21 protein-coding genes and 1 pseudogene are annotated in these 23,054 nt (G+C 64.4%); 12 read left to right on the top strand and 10 right to left on the bottom strand.

The genetic code is table 11. The features are described from left to right. Positions 1–477: 477 nt before the first annotated feature. The 3 genes from Q4S45_RS00250 to Q4S45_RS00260 all read left to right on the top strand — a co-directional run bounded on the left by Q4S45_RS00250 (position 478) and on the right by Q4S45_RS00260 (position 2,127). Positions 478–801: a hypothetical protein gene (locus Q4S45_RS00250; protein WP_305508063.1), complete on the top strand. Its 324-nt coding sequence runs from the start codon at positions 478–480 to the stop codon at positions 799–801. A gap of 85 nt (positions 802–886) precedes the next feature. After that, positions 887–1,360, top strand: a complete 474-nt coding sequence (locus tag Q4S45_RS00255) for a GIY-YIG nuclease family protein (protein WP_305508065.1) — start codon at positions 887–889, stop codon at positions 1,358–1,360. Positions 1,361–1,434: 74 nt separating this feature from the next. Then, positions 1,435–2,127, top strand: a complete 693-nt coding sequence (locus tag Q4S45_RS00260) for an AbiV family abortive infection protein (protein ID WP_305508067.1) — start codon at positions 1,435–1,437, stop codon at positions 2,125–2,127. A gap of 162 nt (positions 2,128–2,289) precedes the next feature. Here the strand turns inward: Q4S45_RS00260 and Q4S45_RS00265 are convergent, their stop codons facing one another. Continuing rightward, entirely contained in the window at positions 2,290–3,978 is a 1,689-nt protein-coding gene (locus Q4S45_RS00265) for a M1 family metallopeptidase (RefSeq protein ID WP_305508069.1), read from the bottom strand. A gap of 118 nt (positions 3,979–4,096) precedes the next feature. Here Q4S45_RS00265 and Q4S45_RS00270 point away from each other — a divergent pair, with 118 nt between their 5' ends. Continuing rightward, positions 4,097–5,278 carry a serine hydrolase gene (locus Q4S45_RS00270; protein WP_305508070.1) on the top strand — a complete coding sequence of 394 codons (1,182 nt, stop codon included), beginning with the start codon at positions 4,097–4,099 and terminating at the stop codon, positions 5,276–5,278. Between the two features lie 82 nt (positions 5,279–5,360). On the opposite strand, the gene Q4S45_RS00275 is transcribed toward Q4S45_RS00270, so the two are convergent. From Q4S45_RS00275 to Q4S45_RS23195, 3 genes and pseudogenes are all read right to left on the bottom strand, one after another. Further along, entirely contained in the window at positions 5,361–6,062 is a 702-nt protein-coding gene (locus tag Q4S45_RS00275) for a prolyl oligopeptidase family serine peptidase (RefSeq protein ID WP_305508071.1), read from the bottom strand. 60 nt (positions 6,063–6,122) lie between these two features. After that, entirely contained in the window at positions 6,123–6,359 is a 237-nt protein-coding gene (locus Q4S45_RS23190) for a PsiF family protein (RefSeq protein WP_374046120.1), read from the bottom strand. 27 nt (positions 6,360–6,386) lie between these two features. After that, positions 6,387–6,554, bottom strand: a pseudogene (locus tag Q4S45_RS23195) (PsiF family protein); the annotation flags it as partial. Positions 6,555–6,692: 138 nt separating this feature from the next. Between Q4S45_RS23195 and Q4S45_RS00285 the strand changes: the two are divergent. Next, entirely contained in the window at positions 6,693–7,052 is a 360-nt protein-coding gene (locus Q4S45_RS00285) for a DUF1428 domain-containing protein (RefSeq protein ID WP_305508075.1), read from the top strand. 30 nt (positions 7,053–7,082) lie between these two features. Then, on the top strand, positions 7,083–8,852 hold the full coding sequence (locus Q4S45_RS00290) for a SagB/ThcOx family dehydrogenase (protein ID WP_305508076.1): 1,770 nt from the start codon (positions 7,083–7,085) through the stop codon (positions 8,850–8,852). A gap of 112 nt (positions 8,853–8,964) precedes the next feature. On the opposite strand, the gene Q4S45_RS00295 is transcribed toward Q4S45_RS00290, so the two are convergent. The 4 genes from Q4S45_RS00295 to Q4S45_RS00310 all read right to left on the bottom strand — a co-directional run bounded on the left by Q4S45_RS00295 (position 8,965) and on the right by Q4S45_RS00310 (position 13,594). Continuing rightward, a complete protein-coding gene (locus Q4S45_RS00295) occupies positions 8,965–9,654 on the bottom strand; it encodes a DUF4197 domain-containing protein (protein ID WP_305508077.1) in 690 nt (229 codons plus the stop codon). Between the two features lie 117 nt (positions 9,655–9,771). After that, the gene (locus tag Q4S45_RS00300; protein WP_305508078.1) at positions 9,772–11,235 is read right to left on the bottom strand and encodes an amidohydrolase family protein; all 1,464 of its coding nucleotides are present in this window, start codon (positions 11,233–11,235) and stop codon (positions 9,772–9,774) included. Between the two features lie 66 nt (positions 11,236–11,301). Continuing rightward, complete coding sequence (locus Q4S45_RS00305; protein WP_305508079.1) at positions 11,302–12,372, bottom strand: FUSC family protein; 1,071 nt, start codon at positions 12,370–12,372, stop codon at positions 11,302–11,304. A 52-nt stretch (positions 12,373–12,424) separates the two neighbouring features. Further along, a complete protein-coding gene (locus Q4S45_RS00310) occupies positions 12,425–13,594 on the bottom strand; it encodes a diguanylate cyclase (protein WP_305508080.1) in 1,170 nt (389 codons plus the stop codon). Between the two features lie 251 nt (positions 13,595–13,845). On the opposite strand from Q4S45_RS00310, the gene Q4S45_RS00315 reads away from it, so the two are divergent. From Q4S45_RS00315 to Q4S45_RS00325, 3 genes are all read left to right on the top strand, one after another. Beyond that, positions 13,846–15,495 (top strand): M28 family metallopeptidase, encoded by a 1,650-nt coding sequence (locus tag Q4S45_RS00315; RefSeq protein ID WP_305508081.1) that lies wholly within the window; start codon positions 13,846–13,848, stop codon positions 15,493–15,495. 237 nt (positions 15,496–15,732) lie between these two features. Then, positions 15,733–17,796: a M13 family metallopeptidase gene (locus Q4S45_RS00320; RefSeq protein ID WP_305508082.1), complete on the top strand. Its 2,064-nt coding sequence runs from the start codon at positions 15,733–15,735 to the stop codon at positions 17,794–17,796. Positions 17,797–17,896: 100 nt separating this feature from the next. Then, complete coding sequence (locus Q4S45_RS00325) at positions 17,897–18,433, top strand: DUF2058 domain-containing protein (RefSeq protein WP_305508083.1); 537 nt, start codon at positions 17,897–17,899, stop codon at positions 18,431–18,433. Positions 18,434–18,473: 40 nt separating this feature from the next. On the opposite strand, the gene Q4S45_RS00330 is transcribed toward Q4S45_RS00325, so the two are convergent. Next, positions 18,474–19,409: a bestrophin family protein gene (locus Q4S45_RS00330; protein WP_305508085.1), complete on the bottom strand. Its 936-nt coding sequence runs from the start codon at positions 19,407–19,409 to the stop codon at positions 18,474–18,476. A 174-nt stretch (positions 19,410–19,583) separates the two neighbouring features. On the opposite strand from Q4S45_RS00330, the gene Q4S45_RS00335 reads away from it, so the two are divergent. Both Q4S45_RS00335 and Q4S45_RS00340 read left to right on the top strand, forming a co-directional pair. After that, on the top strand, positions 19,584–20,348 hold the full coding sequence (locus tag Q4S45_RS00335; RefSeq protein WP_305508086.1) for a CPBP family intramembrane glutamic endopeptidase: 765 nt from the start codon (positions 19,584–19,586) through the stop codon (positions 20,346–20,348). Between the two features lie 22 nt (positions 20,349–20,370). Further along, on the top strand, positions 20,371–21,009 hold the full coding sequence (locus tag Q4S45_RS00340) for a GNAT family N-acetyltransferase (RefSeq protein ID WP_305508088.1): 639 nt from the start codon (positions 20,371–20,373) through the stop codon (positions 21,007–21,009). A gap of 13 nt (positions 21,010–21,022) precedes the next feature. Here Q4S45_RS00340 and Q4S45_RS00345 read toward each other — a convergent pair whose 3' ends face one another. Further along, positions 21,023–22,432 carry an ATP-binding protein gene (locus Q4S45_RS00345; RefSeq protein WP_305508090.1) on the bottom strand — a complete coding sequence of 470 codons (1,410 nt, stop codon included), beginning with the start codon at positions 22,430–22,432 and terminating at the stop codon, positions 21,023–21,025. 295 nt (positions 22,433–22,727) lie between these two features. Here Q4S45_RS00345 and Q4S45_RS00350 point away from each other — a divergent pair, with 295 nt between their 5' ends. Further along, positions 22,728–22,958: a hypothetical protein gene (locus Q4S45_RS00350; protein WP_305508092.1), complete on the top strand. Its 231-nt coding sequence runs from the start codon at positions 22,728–22,730 to the stop codon at positions 22,956–22,958. The last annotated feature ends 96 nt before the right edge of the window (positions 22,959–23,054 follow it).

Genomic DNA, 23,054 nt, shown 5'->3' on the forward strand with positions numbered 1-23,054 from the left:
TTTCCGAAAACCGTTAATAGGGGCTCACAAGAGCAATGGGGTCATGCCTGCCATTCCGACAGGGCCTCTGTCATCTCAGGTGCTTCAACACTGCCAATTAGCGCCGACTGCGCAAGGCACATCGCGCAGATGGACCTATACGGGTGATACTGACCAGTCCGTGTCTGAATGGCAGACTTGACACCGTTGTTCGTTGGCTCATTCGCGTTGTGCCGGGATGGGGAAGCGAGGTTGACAAGCGCGGTGGATGGGCGCGGGGGGATGATCATTCAGCTATTCGCCGTTATTCCGGCATTTTGAATGTATAGGAATGTATAGCGACTCTAACCACGGAGCGGGTGGCGTTGGCCGTGATACGGCGGTTCTGTGGAAGTCATTAGGCCTGAGGGAAAGAACAAGTAAGGTGACGGGGTCCGCTATCGGCGCCTGCGCGGTCTAACGTTGAGCTCAACAAGAAAATTTATTTAAGGATGAAGTGTGATAAACCCGAATAGCTACAGCGGATGTTCCGAGTTCTACGAAGTCGCAAAGTCAGTCGTATTCTTCCAACAGTACGGTGGTGAAACCCGTCGATTCCGAATCGATGCACTCCTAGACCCGAAGAGCGGTCGCTTCAGCACTTCGGCATATATTGAAGAAGCGGTGAATCTTCAGCGTTCATATCCAGTGGCGAACGGAAAGTTTACGACAGCTCCGGACGATTTCCGTATTTGGGTTGTCTTCACCAATCTTGGGTGGACCGATCGCGCTTCGGCCGAAGCAGCGATTGAGCAGGCGATGGCATTTCTTGGAAGCGCCTAACTATGTCGACCCAACAATTGACTTCGGTGGAAGGCGCTGGCGGGCCGCCGCCGAGCAGTGACGTTAGTTCTTTTTGGAGAGATCAATGGATTTGAGTGTCAAGTGGCAAGCGCCTATCAATTTACTCGACGGCGACGGACAGAACCTCATCTATGTGGCTGAAGGGCTAGAAGATTGGCACGACTTGCCAGGCGTGTATATGTTTGCCAGAATTTTCGATAACCAGGTGTGTCCTCTATACATCGGGAAAGCGGAGAAGCTCGGGGCGCGTGCATGGCAGCACTTCAGGTCCAACACCCGCCTGATGAACGGAATAAAGAAGGCCGCAAGTGGCAGGCGGGTACTGATCCTAGGGGAGTTCTCACCGAAACCTGGACAGAGTACAAAGAAGTGCATCGGTCTGATTGAAAAGGCGCTGATCGATCACGCTCTTACCGAAGGGCATAGGCTCCTTAACGTGCAGGGTACGCGTACGCCTGCTCACCGCGTCAGCTTTTCCGGCTACCTGGGGGCTCGTCACATTACAGGGAAAAGCCTTAGCTTCCGGGCAAAGGGCTAAGAACTCATTCAAGCCAGGCAGCAGCACGTCGCTTAATTCCAAAGGCTTCCGCTGACCAACCACGTTAGAAATCCATGGCTTCAAAGAAACTTCAAGCGTATCGAGGAGCACTGTCTGCCACGGAGATCGCCGCAGGAATAAACGCAGCCAACGCAAATGCTCTGCGTCTTGTGGAGGATGCCGAGGTGTTGCTGAATTCAGGCCGAGTTCCATCCGCTGCCTCTCTAGCTTCGCTTTCGATTGAAGAGGCGGGCAAGGTATCTATTTTGAGGCAACTCTCAACAGCTACCTCAAAGGACGAAGTTGCGGCAGCCTGGAAAAGCTATCGCTCGCACACTCACAAGAATGCGCTTTGGATTCTGCCTGACCTCGCAGCTAGTGGGGCAAGAAAGCTTGATGATCTGCGGCCCCTCTTCGAAAAAGATGCGGAGCACCCCTTCGTTCTTGACCAAATTAAGCAACTTGGATTCTACACAGACTGCCTTGGCAATCAGCACTGGTCAATACCGTTGGAGGTGATCGACGAAGAGCTTGCTCGCAACCTAATCCAGACCGCCAAAACACTCGTTGGGAAACGCGAAACTACCGTTCAAGAAATTGAATTGTGGGTTCAATTTGTAGGCGCTGCGCCGAGAGATGATCTCAGCGAAAGTCAGAACGCCCTAGTGAATTGGTATGCGGCGATGCAGGCTGCAGGCCTTCGCCCAAAGGGCGCCAACGAAATGGAGCGCTTTATCAACATAGGCGTATTGTTCCCAAGGGAGTGATCTGGCCTTACACGAACAGTTTGCTCGAGTTTCGTCGATCGAGCCGCCCATCAACCATAATTTGAGCTCGGCCCTTCAGCGAGCCCCAAGGTCCGATTTGGGATGCTGCCCGACATCTGACGCGTTTATGTCTGGTATCTGCTCAGCCTATGCTGTTCACTTCTAGCTGGTCTTTTTCTTCTTCGCCTTCTCGTACTCCTGGAACTGCTCGATATGCTGCAGCCTGCGCAGCACCTTCGAATGCGGGTCGAGCGTCCATGTCGCCCCCGCCGGCAGCGCCACGCTGCCCTGTCCATCCTTCATCTCGACGGTCTGGACCTTGCCGGCGATGCGCACGTCGACCGGCATCGGAAACGGCTTGTCGCCCTCCGTCTTCCAGCGCAGCGCGAGCTTGCCGTCGCTTGGGGTAGCCACCAGCTCCGGCAACTCCTTCTGGTACATGTACACGTCGAAGAACCAGTTCAGGTCGCGCCCGCTGGCCTGGTTGACGAAGCCGATGAACTCGCGCGTGCTGCCGTAGCGCGGCGCATTCTTGCCCGGCGCCGGCGCATCGGTACCATACACCAGCTCGCGCACCGCGCGGAAGAACGCCTCGTCGCCCACCAGCCCGCGCAGCGTGTGCATCACCAGCGCGCCCTTGACGTAGATGTCCTGCCCCGGCCCGCCGCGTTTCTGGTCGTACACGTCTTCCTCGGCGCGCGGCTTGCCCGACACCATCGGCGCCTTGTTGGAGACGGTCGAGCGCATCTTCATCAGGGTGGAGAAAAATTCCTGGTCGCCGCGCAGGTACTGCATGTACAGCGGCTGCATGTAGCTGCCCAGGCCTTCGTGGATCCACATGTCGTCCCAGTTGGCGTTGGTCACCTGGTTGCCGAAGTACTCGTGGGCGAACTCGTGCTGCAGCAGTTCGTCGTAGCCGTACATGGTCTTGGCGTAGCCGTTGCCGTAGGCGTTGATGGTCTGGTGCTCCATGCCCAGGTGCGGCGTTTCGACCACGCCCATCTTTTCGTCGCCGAACGGGTAGGGGCCGATGCTGCTCTCGAAAAAATCGAGCACCAGCGTGAATTCCTTCATCAGCTCCTTCGCCTTCGCTTCGCTGGTCGGCAGATACCAGAAGCGCAGCGGGATGGTATTGCCGAAGCGGCTGCGGTAGTCCTCCGACAGCAGCTTGTACGGGCCGACGTTCACCGAGATGCCGTAGGTGCTCGGGTTCTTCGCGCGCCAGTGGTACGTGCGCCAGCCGGCGGCTTCGTCCATGCCCATCGCCACGCCCGCGCCGGCCGCCACCAGCGGCGCCGGCACGGTGATGTGCTGATCGATCACGCGCGCCTTGCCCTGCGGATGATCGATGCAGGGCCAGAACAGGTCGCAGCCTTCGCCCTGCACGGCGCTGGCCACCCACGGCTGGCCGTCCGGCGTGGTGGACCAGACGAAGCCGCCGTCCCACGGCGCCTTTTTCGCCACGTGCGGCGCGCCATGCCAGCGCACGCGCACGCCGAACTGCGCGCCGGCCGCGACCGGATGCGGCAGGGTGATCGCCAGGCGGCCGTCCGGATTGCTGTACGCGGCCGCCACTCCATCGACCGCGACCGCGTCGATGGTGAAGTTGTTGTCGAGGTCGAGCACGAAGCGCGACAGCGGCGCCGTCGCCATGAAGGTCAGGGTGGCGTCGCCGCGGATCGTGCGCGAGGACGGTTCGATGCGCAGCGCCAGGTCGGCCTTGTCGAACACGACGGCAAGCTGTTCGGGCGCGCGCTCGGCGCCGGAAGCGAGGGTGCGTTCGGTCAGTACCGGCGGACTGGCGCAGGCGGTCAACAACAGGCAGGCGCAAGCGATCAAAGTCTTTTTCATGGGAGGCGGGCAAGTGATGGGTTGCGGAAATTTACCACAGGTCTGATACAGTATTGCGCTTGAAGAACTCAGGCTGTCCACGATGACTGTATGTACGCACCTTGCCAAACGCGCGCTCATGATTGCTAGCGTATCGACCACCCTGCTGGCCGCCGGCTGCGCCCAGCTGCCCGGCGCGGCCGGCCCGCAACTCGACCATGCGCGCTTCGCCGAGATCGACCGCGCGATCGAGACGGTGATTTCCGACAAGCGCATGCCGGGCGCGGTATTCCACCTCGAGCGCAACGGCGAGTCGTACGAGAAAGCGTACGGGTCGGTCAGCTACGATAGCAATGCGCCAAAAGTGCGCCCCGACACCATCTACGACGCCGCCTCACTGTCGAAGATCGTTGCGACCGCGCCGTCCATCCTGCTGCTGGCCGAGCAGGGCAAGATCGACCTCGAAGCGCCGCTGATCCGCTATTTCCCCGAATGCGGCGGCAAGGGCAAGGACGGCATGACGATCCGCCACCTGCTGACCCACAGCTCCGGCCTGCCGGCGGGCATTCCGGCACTGCCGGCGTGGGAAGGCCAGGCGGCGGCGCACGCGCTCGCCTGCGCGCGTGAAATCACCGACGCGCCCGGCACGGCGTTCCGCTATTCCGACATCAATTTCATCCTGCTGGGTCAGCTGGTGCAGAAGGTCTCGGGCATGCCGCTCGACGAGTTCGCGCAACGCAATATCTTCACGCCGCTGAAGATGACCGACACCGGCTACCTGCCGCTGGCGCGGTTCCCGGCGAGCCGGATCGCGCCGACCCACGTGTCGCCGCTGAAGGTGGAGGACAAGGCGCTGCACCCGGAACTGGAGCATGGCGAAGTGCTGCAGGGCGTGGTGCATGACCCGACCTCGCGCCGGATGGGCGGCGTGGCGGGATCGGCCGGCGTCTTTACCACCGCGCACGACCTGGCGCGCTATGCCCGCATGCTGCTGGCCGGCGGCGAGCTGGAAGGCGTGCGCGTGCTGTCGCGCGAGAGCGTGCGGCTGCTGACGACGGTGCAGTCGCCGCCGGGCATCGCGCAGTTGCGCGGCATGGGCATGGACATCGATTCGCCGTTCGCGCGCCCGCGCGGCGCGCTGTTCCCGATCGGCAGCTACGGCCACACCGGCTTCACCGGCTGCATCCTGTGGGTCGATCCGACCTCGCGCACCTTCTACGTGTTCCTGTCGAACCGCGTTTATCCGGATGACAAGGCGAATATCCTGCCGCTGTATGGGCAGCTGGGCACGCTCGCCGCGCAAGCGGGCATGGGACGTTAGAGCCCGTCATTCCTGCGGAGGCAGGAACCCATGCTGAGTGTGCTCACCTTCAGCATAGGCTCCTGCCTGCGCAGGAGCGACTTCATTTGCGGTGCTTGAGGAACCAGTCGAACAGCCCGGCCTCGGGACCGTAAGCGTAGACCCAGGCGTCCACGTGGCCCGCATCCGGCAGCACCGTGTACTTCACATCCCCGCCGGCCGCCTTCAGCGCGGCCACCATGCGCGCCGATTCCGACTCCGGCACCGCGTCGTCCTTCGCACCGTGAAACACCCAGGTCGGCACACGCTTCATCGCGCCCGCCATCACGGCGTTGCCGCCGCCGCAGATCGGCGCGACCGCGGCGAAATAATGGGGATAGCGGATCGCCAGGTCCCAGGCGCCGTATCCTCCCATCGACAGGCCGGTCAGGTAGACCCGGCTGCGGTCCACGTTGTACTTGGCCAGCACCTCGTCGAGCATTTCCTTGAGCAGGATGGCGTGGAACCATTCGCCGTCGGGCGCCTGCGGCGATACCACCATGAACGGGAAGTCCGGATCCTTTTCCGCCAGCGCGGGTGGGCCCCACGCCTTCACCTTGTTCAGGTCGGTGCCGCGCTCGCCGGACCCGTGCAGGAAAATAATCAGCGGCACCCCGGCGCCGGTCGGTGAGTAGGTCTTTGGCAGGAAGGCCAGGTAGCTGACCTTCGAATGCACGCCGATGGTGTGGGGTTTCTGTCGAGGCGCCGCGGGCGCTGACGGGACAATCGTCAACGCACGGCCGGCGCCAAGTATATGGAAGAGCATGGATTTGATCATGATCGCAAGCCAGATGGGGTCAGGTCCGCGGGACCAGACCCCTGAGGACTATTTCGCGCTCAGACAGGTCTTCATGAAGGCCTTGCGATCGTCGCCTTTCTTGCCGGTCGCTTCGGTATTGCAGGCCTTCATTTTCTCCTGCTGCGTCATTGGCTTGTCGCTCAGGCAGGTCTTCATGAAGGCTTTGCGCTCGTCGCCTTTCTTGCCGGCGGCATCGGTATTGCAGGCCTTCATTTTTTCCTGCTGCGCCGTCATGGCGGGTTTCGCGCTCAGGCATTCCTTCATGAAGGTCTTGCGCTCGTCGCCTTTCTTGCCGGCCGCGTCGGCGTTGCAGGTCGCCATTTTGGATTGCTGCGCGGTCTGGACGGCCGGTGCGGCGGCGAATGCGGCGGCGGACATCGACAACGCGATACAAGCAATGAAGAGTTGTTTCATGGTGTTTTCCCGTGGTGATTGAGCAAGATGATGAAAAGTCATCATGCAACCAATCTACAAAAATCTCAAGGGAAACACCGTTGACTCCACCAGCGCGCGCACGGCAGCGGCCACTTGCCTTTTCGTCAATGGCTGCTAACCTAGACTCTCCATTCGATCGACGGACAATCAGGGAGAATCGCCATGCCATATGTAGACGGATTTGTGGTCCCGGTGCCAAGGGAAAAGCTCGATGCCTACCGCGCCATGTCGCAGCGGTGCGGGGAAGTGTGGAAGGAATTCGGCGCGCTGCGGTTTCGCGAGTGCGTCGCCGACGATGTGAAACCCGGCCAGTGGACCTCGTTCCCGCAGAGCGTGAAGCTGGAAGAGGGCGAAGTGGTGGTGTTCTCCTGGATCGAATATAACAACCGCGCGGAACGCGATGCGATCAACGAAAAGGTGATGAAGGACCCGCGCCTTGCCGACGTCATGAAGCCCGAGAACATGCCGTTCGACGGCAAGCGCATGATCTACGGCGGCTTCGAGACGATGGTCGACCTGTAGCGCCGCCGTCCACCACGGGATCATCTGGCCATGGTCCCGAAAATCGCCTGGGTTCTCGCGCCGCTGATCGCGTACGGCGCGCTGCTGGCGCTGGCGGCCGCGCGCGGACGGCTGCCGTCGCGCCAGTCGTTCAACGTGCAAACCAGCCTGCTGCTGATGGCCTACCTGCTCACCACGGCGGGCCTGGGCATTTTCTGGGTGGCCAACCAGCAGCTGCCCGTCTTCGACTGGCACTACCTGTTCGGCTACTGCACGGTGCTGCTGGTCTCGATTCACCTGTGGTTCAACTTCCCGCTGGCGTGGCGCTGGCTCCGCGGACCGAAGCGCGCGCACGCGTCGGCAGCCGGCGACGGCTTGTTCAAGGCGCTGGTCACGGCGGCAGCGCTGGTTGCGGCGTTCCTGCTCGGGACGCGCCAGGGCGGCGACACCGCCGCGCCGCTGCCGGCGGCCGACGCGATGGTGCGCTATCACGAGCTGTCGTCCGATTCGCGCCGCAGCGTGTTCGCGCGCGCGCCAGGGATCGACTGGGGCGCGCCGCCACCCATGTTCAAGGCCTATCCCGGCGCGCGCCACATTGCGCTGCCGCGCGATGAAGTCGGATCGACGTCGCTGGGCGAGGCGTTGCGCACGGTGCGGCCACGCATGGCGCCCTTGCGGCTGGCAGAACTGGGCGACATCCTGTTTTTGTCGGCCGGCGTCACGGCGCAGCGCGGCGGCAATGCGCTGCGCGCGGCGCCTTCCTCGGGCGCGCTGTTTTCGAGCGAACTGTATGTGCTGGCGCGCGAGGTCGATGGTCTTCCGGCCGGCGTGTATCACTACGATCCCGACCAGCACCGCCTCGACGCCATCGGCCCGGCGCCCGCGCTGGCGGACGCCGACGCCACCATCGTCGCCACCTCCGTGTTTCGCCGCACCGGCTACAAGTACCGCGACCGCGCCTACCGTTACGTGACAGCCGACACCGGCCACCTTCTGGAGAACCTGCGCCTCGCTGGCCGCGCGGCGGGGATGCAGGCGGAGCCGGTCGCGCGCTTCGACGAGGCGCAGCTGGCGCGCGCGGTGGGCGTGGACGGCGTGGAGGAGGGCGTGCTGGCGGCGATGGCCTTGCGGCGCGGCGAAGCGCGGGCGCCGGCGCCGCGCCTGGTGGGGACGACGGCCGGGGCGCCTGGCGCGCTTGGCGTGAGGGGCGCGGTGCAGCAGGCGACATCGCTGCGCTTGGCCGCGGACCGGGACGCTGATAATGCGATCGCGCTGCCGGCGCCGCGGCCGGCCGCCATGCCGCTGCGGCGTGCGATCGGCGAGCGCCGCAGCCAGCGCCGCTTCCATGCCGGCCCGGTGCCGCTCGCCGCGCTGTCGGCTATTCTGGCCGGCATGGCGCAGCCGCCGCAGCTGTCGGACGCGGTTCGCATCCACATTGTCGTCAACCGCGTGGACGGCCTGGAGCCCGGCGTCTACCGCTATCTCGCGCGTCACGCGCTCGAACGCGTGCGCGCGGGCGACTTTTCGGCCGCGGCGCAGTCGGCCGCGCTGTCGCAGGAAGTCATTGGCGGCGCGGCGGTGGTGCTGGTGCTGTCGGCCGAGCGCGCGCCGATGCTGGGAGAGGGCGCGCGCGGCTATCGGCAGGGCTACTTGGAAGCGGGCATGGTGGGCGAACGCTGGTTGCTGGGTGCGGTCGCGCACGGGCTGGCGGCGTGCCCGGTGGGTGCGTTTTACGACGACGAGGCCGCGGCGCTGATCGGCGTGGACCCGAAGCGGCAATGGGTGCTGCACTTCGCGGCACTGGGCCTGCCTGCGACATAGTTCAAGCCGCAGACCAAGGGCCGGGGTCAGGTCCGGCGGACCTGACCCCATTTTGGTTTGGCCTCTCAACTATCGCTGCACTGGGCCGCCCTCGGACTGCCTGCGGGGGCGGCTAGCGCAGCGCGCCGAACACCTTGCCGATGATCTTGCTGCCGCTGCCGATCGGGTCGCGCCGGATCGCCTTCTCTTCTTCGCCGATCATGGTGAACAGGCCATCGAGCGCGCGCTGGGTGACGTAGTCCTCGACCGTCGCCTGCTGCCCGCCGACGCCGAGCGGCCCGGCCTGGCGCATGACGCCGTTGTACTTGGCCGACAGGTCGGAGCGGTCGGTGACCTTCTTCACCACCGGCAGGAATTTGACGGTGAGCTGGGGCGCCGTCTTGGCGCGGAAGAAATCGGTCACCGAGGTGTCGCCGCCGGTCAGGATATTTTTGGCGTCGGTCACCGACATCGACCGTACGGCGTCTAGCAGCATCGGCTTGGCCAGCGGAACCGCAGCCTCTGCCGCATGGTTCATCGCCACCACAAGATCGTCGAGCTGCTGGCCGCGCCCGGTCATCTTGAGCAGGGGGCGCGCTTTCTCGAGCGGCCCGGGCAGGCCGATCTTTACCTTGTCGTTATTCAGGAAACCGTTCTCGACGCCGAGCTTGGCCACGGCCGCCAGCGAGCCTTTTTCCAGCGCGGCCTTGAGGCCATTGCTGGCGTCCTGGTTCGACAGGTCGGCCAGCGACAGCGCCGAGGCCGCCGTCGCGACCAGGCAGAGCGACATCATCCAGGCACGGGGAAATTGGCGCATCGACATATTGGCTCCGTTTCGGTCTGAGGACAATTCATCCTACTCCGATTCGACGCCAGGGCAAGCGGCGCCTGCGCTGAAAATGGGGTCAGGTCCGCAGGACCAGACCCCGGCATGCGGCCGCTAGCGGATGCCGACCATCCCGCGCACCGATGCGTTGAGCTTCGCCGGGTCGTAGCCGACGCCGTCCTTGAAGACGATTTCGACGTTCTCGACGTCGGCGATGCGGCGGGACGGATCGCCCTTTAGCACCACGATGTCGGCCTGCTTGCCCGGCTCGATGGTGCCGATGCGGTCCAGCCGGCCCAGGTAGCGCGCGCCGTTGGCGGTGGCGATGCGGATCGCTTCGACCGGCGTGAAGCCCGCTTCCACCAGCAGCTGCAGTTCGCGCTGGTCGCCGAAGCCGGGCAGCACGCCGCCGTTGCCGGTCGGGTCGGGGCCGGCCAGCAGCAGGCCGCCCGCGCGCACGAACGCCAGTTCGAACGCCATCTCCTTTTTCAACGCCGCTTCCGCCTTCGCCGCGCGCTCGGGCGCGGTGGCGGCAGCGGCGCGCGCCGCCAGATGGCTGCGCAGCGATTCGGACGACATCATCGCCATCTGCCGGCGCGACAGCAGCGGCCGGGTTGCGACGAACGACTCGAACACCGGCAGCGTGGACGTGACGGCGACCTTGCGCGCGACCAGGTCGCGGATCAGCGCCTGCACCGGTTCGCTGGCCAGGTCGCGCGACTCCCACGACGCGGCAATCGCGGCGCCGGACGGGCACACGTCCTTCTTGCGGTTGGAGACGAATTCGCTGTCGGTGAAGATGGGGCCGTGTTCGAGGTTGTCGATGCCGAGCGCCGCGGCCTGGCGCCAGTCCACCGCGCACAGGTGGCCGGTCACCTTGGTGCCGTGCTTGTGCGCCTCGTCGATCGCCGCGCCCAGCACCGGCGCCGAGATGTTCATGTAGGCCTTGAACGAGGTCATGCCCTGGCCGGCCCAGAACGCGACGGTCTTGCGCACCTGGCCGGTTTCTTCCATCAGGGCCAGTTGCGGGAAGAAGCTGTCGCGGCCTTCCAGGTAGGGGCCGGTGACGTCGATGTGTGGCCCGGGGATCTGCTGCGCATCGATCATGCGGCGGATATTCAGGTCGGTGTACGGTTCGATGCTGCCGGTGGTGCGCATGGTGGTCACGCCGGCCGCCAGGTACATGCGCGGTGCGCTGAACGCCAGCTCGGTGACGAAGAAGCCGGGCGGCGGGATCTTGTCGTCTTCGTCCATGTTGATCGACGCGGTGTACATCAGGTGGTTGTGCATGCCGACCAGGCCAGGCATCACGCTGCGTCCCGCCAGGTCGATCACATGGGCGCCGGCCGGCGGCGCCTGCGCGGCGTCGGTGATGGCCTCGATGCGGCCGTTCTTCAGGATGACCGTGCGGTGTTCACGGGCCGGGGCGCCGGTGCCGTCGATCACCGTCACGTCGGCCAGCGCGATCAGCGGCTGGTCGAAGCGGATGAACTTGCGCACTTCGGGAGACGCCGTTTGCGCCACCGCGCCGGCGCTGATGAACGCCGCCAGGAAAACCAGTTTGCCGCCGAATCGCATTGCGCACTCCCGAAAAAGTCAGGAGCGCATCGTCCCACGGAAGAGGGCGCAAGGCAATAGAGCGGCTCAGGGCACGAGCCGGCGCAGCATCGCCGCGGCGACTGCGCGAAAGCGCGGGCTGTGCAGGCAGACGGCGCCGGCGAAGCCCACCGAGCAGCCCAGCACCGTATCGAAGAAGCGCGCCTGGATCAGCGCGTGCGCCTTGCCCTGGCCGAGCGTGGCCGCTTCGACCAGCAGGATCGTCAGCGGCGTGATGAAGATGGCGGCGACACCGTAGTTGCGCACGACGGTCATTTCGACGATGAAGGCGAGCGCCATCATGGCCAGCGAGACCGTCCATTTATCGAGCGGCAGCAGCAGGATCGCCCAGGCGAGCAGCAGCCCGATGGCGGTGCCGGTCACACGGTGCAGCTGCCGGTTCCATACCGCGCGCAGCGACTGGCCCTGGATCACCGCCAGGCAGCTGACCGGCACCCAGTAAGCCTTCTCCAGCCGGAACGCCTGCGCGAGCGCCAGCGAGATCCCCACGAACAGGCCGATCACCACCGAGTCCACCACGAGGAAGTCGAAGCCGGGCTGCGGCAGCGGCTCCACGGGCTTGGGCGGGTGGCGGCGCAGCATGAACAGGCTGTAGAAGAAGCCGACCAGGCAGGCCAGCAGGCAACCGAGGGCGACCAGGCCGACGAAGGTCGGCAGCTGCATCACATCGAGCGGGGAGTAGGCGCCGATCGCCGCGGCCATGATGAAGAACAGGCTGCCCGGCGGGCCCACGCCGTAGAAGCGGCAGGCCATGGTCGCCATGATCGCGGTGAACACCAGCACCGGCATCATCGACCAGGGCAAGAAATGGCTCATCACGCCGAGCGTGTAGCACCCGGTCAGCGCGAACGACGAGGCCATCACCGCGACCATCCGGTGGTGCAGCGGGGTGGCGGGCAGGTAGAGGAACACCAGGCCGCCGAGCGACGACGCCAGTCCGTACGCCATGTGGTCGAACCAGGCGCCGATCAGCAAGGGCAAGCCGGACGCGAGCGCCGCGGCGAACGGCATCTGCCATACGCGGTCGCTGGGATGGAAGGCAGTCAAATGGCGCAGCTCGGCCAGCAGCAGCGATTGCAGTTTGTTCGGGCGCGTCATCGATCGGCCTTCTCCGGCAGTTCCAGCCGGTCATTCTAGCCGAGGGCGCGGCTCAGATGACGAATTCGGGGGCGGTCCTTCCCGCGCGGACGGCGAGGTGGCCGCTGTTGCAGACCACGCGATTGCGCCCGCCGGACTTGGCCAGGTACAGCGCCTCGTCGGCGCGCGCGATCATCTGCGCGATCGTTTCGCCGTCGCGGTATTGGGCCACGCCGATCGACACCGACAGGCAAAGCTCTTCGCGGATATCGGGGAACGCCAGCGTTTCGACGTGCGCGCGGATGCGTTCGACCAGCAGGCAGGCGGCATCGAGCCGGGTCTCGGGCAGCATCAGCAGGAACTCTTCGCCGCCGTAGCGCCCGAACGAGTCGATGTCGCGCACCTGCGCCGCGACGGCGTGGGCAAACGTACGCAGCACGGTGTCGCCGGCCGAGTGGCCGTAGGTGTCGTTGACGCGCTTGAAGAAGTCGATATCGAGCAGGCAGACGCAGAACGGCCGGCCGGCGCGCGCGCTGCGGTGCTGCTCGCGTTCGATCAGTTCGAGCAGGTGGCGCCGGTTATGGCTGCCCGTGAGCTCGTCGCGGATGGCCAGCGCGTTGATGTAGTCGAGCGCCTTTTCGAGCTTGACGAAGCCCTGCGTCTTGGTCACTTCGAACAGCAGCACGAAGCTCACGACGATCACGAACAGTCCCAGTTCGCACAGGATGCGCAGCAGCGCCATGTTCTCGACCGGCACTGGCGGCAGCGCCACGCCCATCAGCGGCAGCACGTGCAGCGCGATGATTGCCGCGCAGCTCATGGCCAGCCAGAACATCGCGGTGCCGATGCCGCCAATGAGCATCGCCGCCACGGGCGGGGTGATGAGCCAGCTGGTGGTCGGCGCGCTGACGCCGCCCAGGTGGTAGCTGAGCCAGACGAAATTGAAGAAGGCGGCGCTGACGAACATCTCGCGCGCCAGGAAGATGCTGCCGCGCGCGCGCAGCAGGAAGGGCGCGGCGAACATGAAGGCGCAGCAGGCGAGGATTTCGACGGTGGCGACGGGGAATCCGAGGAGATAGTAGAGCAGCGCGTAGAACGGCCCGGACAGCGCCGCCATCAGCGCGGCGTTGACCACATTCTGCGCGCGGCTGAGCAACTCGGGCGAGCGCCGCGCCGCTGGCGGAATGAACCACTCGATGGCCAGCACATAGCGGCGCATCCAGTGTGAACCTGGATTTTTCATGGATATTTCTGTCCCGTTGGTCCACGCGCCGCGCAATATCCTGAAGCGCGGTCCGCACTGTTGTCGTCGATATAAAGGCTTATTCGGCGACTCGTTATCTATTACTTAATAGTAACATGTTAATCCAGCCGGAAACATATGGGCGGGTTTTATTTGTGCGAATCGCGCCTGGGACATCCCTTTTTTCTAGTTTGACGGCTGAGGCGCCAACGAAGATACTGTGTGCACCCAATTTTAATCGGAGACACCTTTTGAAAAACGCCACCCTCGTTCTTCTTGCCTGTGCCGCGGCCAGCGCCGGCGCCGCCGACGCGCCCAGGTTCGACCCCCACCGCCTGTCGCAGGACGTCAAGGTCCTGGCCTCGGATGAATTCGAGGGCCGCGGACCGCACACCGCGGGCGAAACCAAGACCGTCGCCTACCTGATCGCGCAGTTCAAGGCGGCAGGCCTCAAGCCGGGCGGCGAGCTGGTCGACGGCAAGCGCGGCTGGACCCAGGACGTGCCGCTGGGCCGGTTCGAGATCAAGGGACCGGTCAAGCTGACCGTCAACGACGGCAAGCGCAGCCAGTCGTACACGCAGGGCGCCGAGATGGCCGTGCGCGCGGCGATGAACGGCGAACGCATGGTCGACTTCAAGAACGCGCCGCTGGTGTTCGTCGGTTACGGCGTCACGGCGCCGGAGCGCAAGTGGGACGATTTCAAGGGCGCCGACCTGAGGGGCAAGCTGGCGGTGGTGCTGATCAACGACCCCGATTTCGAAACGGGCGAGGGCGAATTCGGCGGCAAGGCGATGACCTATTACGGCCGCTGGACCTATAAATACGAAGAGATGGCGCGGCGCGGCGCACTCGGCACGATCATCGTGCACGAAACGGCGCCGGCCTCGTACGGCTGGGCGACGGTGAAGAACTCCAACACCAACGTCATGTACGACATCGTGCGCAAGGAGCCTGCCAAGGCGCACGGCGCGATGGAAGCGTGGATCCAGCGCGATGCGGCCGCCGATCTGTTCAAGCGCGCCGGCCTCGATTTCGACGCCGCCAAGAAGCAGGCGCAAAGCCGCGACTTCAAGCCGGTGGAGCTGAAAGGCGTGACGCTGTCGGCGCACTACGCGGTCGATGCGCAGGTGATCAAGTCGAAGAACGTGGCGGCGCTGCGCGAAGGTAGCGAGCGCCCGAACGAGTACGTGCTGTACAGCGCGCACTGGGATCACCTCGGCGTTGGCCTGCCCGATGCGAAGGGCGACAGGATCTACAACGGCGCGATCGACAACGGCACCGGCGTGGCGGCCTTGCTGGAACTGGCGCGCGGCTTCGCGAAGCAGCCGGCGCCGCAGCGCAGCGTGGTGTTCCTGGCGGTGACGGCGGAAGAAAAGGGCCTGCTCGGATCGGAATACTATGCGTCCAATCCGCTGTATCCGCTGGCCGCGACCGCGGCCATGATCAACATGGATGGGCTGAATCCGGAAGGGCCGTCGCGCAACTTCACCATCTCGGGTAATGCGAAGCTGGACCTGCTCGACCAGCTGACGGCGAAGGCGAAGCAGTGGAACCTGGTGTATTCGCCCGATCCGAAGCCGGAAGCGGGCTACTTCTTCCGGTCGGACCACTTCCCGATGGCCAGGCAAGGCGTGCCGGCGATTTCGTTCGGGTCCGGGAACGACTGGGTCGATGGCGGGGTCAAGGCCGGCAAGGCCTGGATCGAAGGCTACACGACCAATCACTACCATCAACCGTCGGACGAGTGGAGCGCGAAGTGGAGCTTCACCGGCATGGCGCGCGACCTGGAGATCCTGTACGCGCTCGGCGCGGACCTCGCCAATTCCAAGGCGTGGCCGAACTGGTCGCAGGATTCCGAATTCCGCGCCAAGCGGGACGAGAGCGCGGCGCAGCGCAAGTAAGAGTGGAGTGGGGGTCTGGTCCTGCGGACATGACCCCATCTCGAAGTGCGACGTAACAGCAACATGGGGACTCGGCGTCCCCGTCGCTCCGCAGCACCAGACCCCGCCCTCCGATCCGCCTGTTCCCACAAAACTGCACTCTGTCGCGCCAAACTGGCGGGCTGGTGCGCGATCCGCTACAGTGCCTGCCTTGCAAGCTGGGGGTGCCCGGCCTTGAATCATATTGGAGAAAATATAATGAAACGAACTTTGTGCAGCAGCGTGATCGCGGGCCTGCTGGCCGGCATGGCGTACGCCAATGCGGCCGCTCCGTCGGCGACCGTCGCGGCCAGCGCCGCCGCGCCGATTTCCGGCGTCGATGTGGCGTCGATCGACCGCAGCGTGCGCTCGCAGGACGATTTCTTCCGCTACTCGCAGGGCAAGTGGCTGCAGGACGTCGAGATCCCGTCGGACCGCGCGAGCTGGGGCGCCTTCAACATCGCGCAGGACACGGTGGAAACCCAGATCCGCACGCTGATCGAGCAGGCGGACCAGGACAAGAACAAGAAGGCCGGCTCCGACGCCCAGAAGATGGGCGATTTCTACGCCAGCTACATGAACGAGCAGCGCCGCAATGAACTAGGCCTGGCGCCGTTGAAAGCGGAGCTGGGCCGCGTGGCGGCGCTGCGCGACAAGAAGGAGCTCGGCGCGCTGGCCGCCCGCTTCGGCAAGATCGGCGTGGGCGCTCCGTTCGAGATGGGCGTCCACCAGGATAACAAGGCATCGACCCGCTACGTCGTCGATATCGCGCAGTCGGGCCTGGGCATGCCGAACCGCGACTACTACATCACGCCGGACGACGCCAAGCTGGCCGACACCCGCGCCAAGTACCAGGCGCACGTGGAGAAGATGCTGGCGCTGGCCGGCCACGCCAACGCCGCCGCCGAAGCGGCGCAGATCGTCGCGCTCGAGACCGACATCGCGAAAGCGCAATGGAGCGCGGTCGAGAACCGCGATCCCGTCAAGGCCTACAACAAGGTCAGCATCGCGCAGCTGAAGGCGCTGGCGCCGAGCATCGACTGGACCGCTTACCTCAAGGGCGCCGGCGTGGCTGGCAAGGTCGATTCGCTGATCGTCAGCCAGCCGACCTACCTGCAACGCCTCGACGCCGTCGTGAAGGCGACGCCGCTCGATGCGTGGAAGTCCTACTTCGAATTCCGCCTGATCAGCGCCTACGCGCCGTACCTGTCGCAGCCGTTCGTCGACGAGAGCTTCGCGTTCCGCGGCGCGGTGCTGTCGGGCGCCAAGGTCAATCGTCCGCTGCAGAAGCGCGCGATCGCCGAAGTCAATCGTTCGCTGGGCGAAGTGGTCGGCAAGGCCTACGTCGAGCATCACTTCCCGGCCGAGCGCAAGCAGCAGGTCGAAACGATGGTGCAGAACTTCCTGGCCGCGTTCAAGGAAGGCATCGAGACGCTGGACTGGATGACCGAGGCGACCAAGAAGCAGGCGCAGGTGAAGCTTTCCAAGATCAAGGTCAAGGTCGGCTACCCGAACCGCTGGCGCGACTACTCGGCGCTGGCGATCGCGCGCGACGACGTGGTCGGCAACGTGATGCGCGCGCGCGAGTTCGCGCACCATTTCGACATCAACAAGCTGGGCAAGCCGGTCGACCGCGACGAGTGGGGCATGACGCCGCAAACCGTCAACGCCTACTACAATCCGGAGATGAACGAAGTGGTGTTCCCGGCGGCGCGACTGCAATCGCCGCTCTACGATGCGAACGCCGAGCCGGCGATCAACTACGGCGCGGTCGGCATCTCGATCGGCCATGAGATCAGCCATGCGTTCGACGACCAGGGCGCGCAGTTCGACGGCGACGGCAACCTGCGCAACTGGTGGAGCGACGAAGACCGCAAGCAGTTCGCCGCGCGCGGCAAGGTGCTGGTGAATCAGTACGGCGCCTACAGCCCGCTGCCTGGCTACACCCTGAACGGCGAGCTGACGCTGGGCGAAAACATCGCCGACAATGCCGGCGCCATCATGGCCACGCGCGCCTACAAGATCTCCCTGCACGGCAAGCCGGCGCCGGTGATCGACGGCTTCACGGCCGAACAGCGCCTGTTCATGGGGCTGGCCCAGGCGCGCCGCGGCAAGGCGCGCGATCCGGCGCTGATCGCGCAAGTGAAGTCGGACCCGCATTCGCCCGCCGAATTCCGCGTCAACGGCAGCCTGCGCAACCACCCGGGCTTCTATGAGGCCTTCGACGTCAAGCCGGGCGACAAGATGTACCTGGCGCCGGAGCAGCGCGTCATCTTCTGGTAACTCGGACCGTGGGTCTGGGGTCTGACCCCGCGGGGTCAGACCCTGGTGTAGCCGCCATCTTTTGCTATGCTGTCGGAAAATCCAATCACGGAGTAGCAAAATGGTTTCGTTACAAGAGCAGTTCCTGAAAGCCGGCTTGGTCGACAAGAACAAGGTAAAGCAGGCCAACCAGGAAAAGAGCAAGCAGAAGAAGGTCGAGCGGCGCACCGGCACGCAGACCGTCGAGGAGTCGCGCCTGGCCGCCCTCGAGATGCAGCGCAAGAACGCCGAGCGCGCGCGCGAAGCGAATGCCCAGCGCGACGCGGCCGCCAATCAGAAGGCGATCGCCGCGCAAATCGCGCAGATGGTGCAGAAGAACCGCCAGAGCAAGGGCGCAGGCGACATCGCCTACAACTTCACCCACGGCACCAAAATCGAGCGGATCTATGTGTCGGCGGCGGTGCAGGAGCACCTGAAGGCAGGGCGCCTGGTGATCGTGCGCCTCGGCGACACCACCGAGCTGGTGCCGCGGGTTATCGCCGACAAGATCGAAGAGCGCGATCCTGCGCTGGTGGTGCGGGTCAAGAAGGCCAGCACCGCGGTGGAGGAGGACGATCCGTACGCCGCATTCCAGATCCCCGATGATCTGATGTGGTAGAGGCAAAATGGGGCCAGGCCTGCAGGACCAGGCCCCGGTATCACGACAGGAAGTAATCCACCGGCTTCAGCGGCGCCGGCACGTCGGGGTCGCCTAGCGCTTCGCGCAAGTCAATCTCGATGGTGCGGCAGACCGCATCGAGCGCCAGGTCGTTGGCGGCGGCCCCGAACGGTTCCTCGATCTCGTCGCCCAGCGCGTCCAGCCCAAAGAAGGTGTACGCCACGATCGCCACCACGAACGGCGTCATGAAGCCTATCGTGTCCACCAGGCCGAACGGAAGCAGGAAGCAGTACAGGTAGGCCGTGCGGTGCAGCAGCAGGGTGTACGAAAACGGGATGGGCGTGTTCTTGATGCGCTCGCACGCGGCGCCCGAGCCGACGAGTCCCGACATGGTCGTGTCGATCGACGCGGCCAGGCAACTGTCCACCTGGCCGGCGCGGATGCAGTCGCGCAGGTCCGCGCCCATCCGGATCATGAGGAAATGTGGCTGGTTCGACGCCTTCTGCAAATCCTCCCACTCGCCCGCCGCCAGCAGGGGCTTCAGATCCCCGGCGGCGCTGGTCTCGCGCAGGCGGTGGCGCAGCGCGTGGGCGTAGGCGATGGCCCGGTAGATCATGCGCGCGCGAACATCGGTCAGCGCGCATTCGACCGGCACGCCGGTGTCGATCAGGCTCAGGCACTGCCGCGCGAGATTGCGGCTTTTGAGCACCACATCCCCCCACAGCTTTCGTCCTTCCCAATATCGGTCGTAGGCGGAGTTGTTGCGAAAGCCGAGGAAAATCGCCAGCGGTAATCCCATCAGTGTGAAGGGAATCGTGGTGAGCGTGATTTTGTGGTGCAGCAGCGCGCCGCCGGTCCAGGTCACGGCGATCGCCAGCAGCGTGGTCACCAGCAGGCTTTTCCAGATCCGCCCCAGGATCGAGCCGCGCATCGTCAGGAACAGCCGCAGCCCGGAAGGGCGGTCACGCACGATCATGGTGGACTCCATCGAATTCGGAATGACGATTATGGCCGCTGGCGCTGGTTTTGGAAAATGCCATGCCATCGACGGCCCATTCCTTCAATTCTGCAATCTGTCGCACATCGCGGGAAAAAAACGGCGCGTGCAGACAAAATATCGCTCATCAATTACAACAATAAGGTGAAGATCATGTCCCTCCGTCAAATTGCAGCACAGCGTCCCGTCCTTGCCGCCGTGCTGTGCGCCGGCCTCCAGTTCCTGATCACGGGACTCATCATCCAGGCGGGAATCGCCTTCGCGCCCGCGGCCGCTTTCGGCAAGGTCAAACTGGTGGCCTTCGCGTCCACCGTGATTTTTCCGCTGGCGATGGCGCAGGCGCTCGGGCTGTGGCGCCAGGTCGGCCTTGAATGGAGCAAGGCGCGGCCTGGCCACGTCTTCTTCGCCAGCATGCTGCTGTGCGTCCTGTTCGCGTCGATGGGCTTTCATGCGAACGACCAGCATCCGTTCGCTCCCGAAGTGCTGATCCAGTTCATCAACGCGTTTGGCGAGGAACTGCTGTTCCGCGGCGTCATATTCGCGATCCTGCTGAGCCTTCCGCGCTGGCAGGCCATCGTGATCTCCGGTGTCCTGTTCGGCGCCATGCACCTGATGCATGGCTTCATGGACGGCAACTGGAATCACGCGATGTGGTGGGCGGCGGCGACCTGCCTGTCCGGTGCGATGTTCGCGGCGGTGCGCTATGGCACGGGCAGCCTGTGGCTTGTCATCGTCCTGCACATGGTGCTGAACCTGTGCAAAATCTACTCGAACATCGAATTTGCCGCCGGTCCGAACGCGCTGCTGATCGCCGAGCGCGTGGCGTACGGGTTCGAGATTGCCCTGACCGCGTACGTGATTTTCATGGGATCGGCGCGCGAGAAACTGGTGCAGGTTCGTTCAGCCAGCGTTCAATAAGCAGCGACGAAGGAGGCGAACCATGAGCGTCGACCTGGATCTGCTCGAACGCTGGCTGGCGGGATGGAGCTTGTCGCGGGGACTGCCGCTGCCTGCGCGCGCCGGCGGCGGACTGGTGGTCGAAGTCGGCTGGCCGGATCAGCTGCGCCGCCACGTGTTCGTCGATGCCGGCCGCGCGCTGCAGGAATGCGCGGCGCGCATCCACGCTCCTTTCATCCACCTGAAGGCCGCGGTCGATGCGGACGCCATGCGGCGCGCGCTGCCCGCGCACTGGCAACTTGACGCTGCGCGCTATGTGATGAGCTGTCCTTCGGCGATGGAGAGGCGGGGCGCGCTTCCACCTGGTTACCGCGCTTTCGTGGGAAAGGAAAACGGCGTGGGCGTTGTGCGCATCGCCGACGCGGATGGCCAGGCGGCGGCTTCAGGGTATGTCGTGCTGAATCAGGGAACGGCGATCTTCGACCGCATCGAAACGCTCGCGCCCCATCGCCGCAAGGGGCTGGGCAGCGCTTTGATGCGCGAACTGGACGCCCTGGCGGCAGAAGCCGGCGTGGTCGAACGGCTGCTGGTCGCGACCGCGGAGGGAAGGGCGCTGTACGAGCGCCTCGGATGGCAGGTGCTGGCGCCGTATTCGACCGCAGTCTTCGCTGGGCCGCCGTAACCAGCTTCGCAGCTCAGAGTGTGGGCATCGGCAGGCGCACCGAAAACGAGCTTCCGCGATCGACGCCGGCGCTTTCGGCAGTCACGGTGCCATCGTGCGCTTCCACCAAGTTCCGGACCAGCGCCAGGCCGAGTCCGAGTCCGCCTTCTCGACCGTTTTTCGGCCGCTCCGCCTGGACGTACAGTTCGAACAGGTTCGGCATCAGGTCCGGCGCAATGCCGATGCCGTTGTCGGCGACCGTGATGACCACGACGCGGTCGATCACCTGGAGGTTCAGCGAGATGCGGCCGCCCTCCGGGGTATAGCGAACGGCGTTGGTCAGCAGGTTGCCCACCACCTGGAGCAAGCGCGTGCGATCGCCGTGCACGATCGATGGCGTCGAAGGGATGGCAATGTGGAGGGTATGATCCTTGCGGCCCGCAAATGGCGTGACCTGTTCGATCGCATCGTTGATGACCTCATTGACGTCGATGGCGGCGCGTTCGATCAGCACCTGGCCGCGGCTGATGCGCGAAATATCGAGCAGGTCTTCGACCAGGCGCGTCATGTGCCCGACCTGGCGCGCGACGATCTTCCCGACCTGCGCCGCGCGCTCCGCGGAGGGGCCGGCCAGCAGCACCTGCGCCGCCATGCCGGCGGCGGACAAGGGGCCGCGCAGCTCGTGGCTGAGGATCGACATGAACTCGTTCTTGCTGTCGTCGGCCGCCACCAGCATGCGCGCTTTCTGCGCCAGCACCGCGTTGACCGTTTCGATGCGCTGGTTGGTCTCTTCGAGGCGCGCCGAGACGATCATCAATTCTTCCTGGCGCGTGTGCAGATCGCCGAGCGCCGTCTCGAGTTCGCGATTGTGCTGTCGCGCGTCGGACAGCGCCAGGTTGTTGGGCAGTTCTCCCAGTTGCGCCAATAGTGTTTCGATGGTGCGATCGCTGACGCGCGCCGCGTTTGCCGGCAGGGTCTTGGCGGCGATGATTTCCGTGCCGACGTCAGCCTCGGTCTTAATTTCGAAGCGGTCCATTAGCCGGCGCGCCGAAAGAATGCCCACGCCCAGTCCGGCGGCGGAGCGGTAGCGGCCTTCGATGATCGCATCGAGATCGGCAATGCCTGGTCCCTCATCGCGCACCGTCACCACCAGCTGTTGGATCGCGCCCGGCTGCACGATTGAGAAAGCCACGGCGCCCGTCCCCGCATACTGAAAGACATTGCGCGCCAGTTCGGAGACCACGGTCGAAATGCGCGATTGGTCCAGCATCGCGAACCCCAGCAAGGCCGCGATCTGTTTCGCGCGCTGCCGCGAGGCGAAGACGTCGTGTTCGTTCTTGATCCTGATGCTGAGGATCGGATACGCCTGCGCCGCGCGGTCCTTGGCGACGGGGGCGGTGAATTTTGGCGGCGTCGTGGTGCATGAGCCCGTGCGGGCGTACAACCGATGTAGAAGGACATGCGGTCCAGTGGTCTTACGGGGGAGATATTTCAATGGGACCTTTCCGGTCGCGCGAGGTGCTGCTTGACTGGCGGGATGCATCGGACGAATCCCTGCGCCAATCGAAGGGATTATACAGTGGACGGTGTTGGGAGCTTCTTTTGCTCTGGATGAACCCGTGCAACCTCCAGTCAAGCGTACGCAGCAACAAGCGAAGTACACTTCATGATCGGAAACAATTGTCTAGGATATGAGTTCGTGGCAGGGGGCGATCGAAACAGAATAATTGGAGTGGGCGATGGATATTTCAGTGCATTCACTGATGCTTGCGATTAAGGCTCTGCAACGAGATATTGATCATCATAAAGCGCAGATGGGCGATCAGTTATCGGATGAGGATCATGATTATCACGGTCGCTATGTCCTCGATCTAATGCGCGCGTTGGGTGAGATCGGCGATGTCTACGAGCGATCTCGGGCACGGGCCCCGGAAGCGCCCGCGCTGGAGCAATTATTGAATGGTGGTTGACGACGCGGCAACGACGTTGGTATCGAACGCGATCATTCGAATCTCAGCGATGCGCCGGGAGTCTTGTCCCTGACGGCAAGCGTGCCAGCGAACCAA

This window comes from Massilia sp. R2A-15, assembly GCF_030704305.1.
Classification (GTDB): domain Bacteria; phylum Pseudomonadota; class Gammaproteobacteria; order Burkholderiales; family Burkholderiaceae_D; genus JAFCUW01.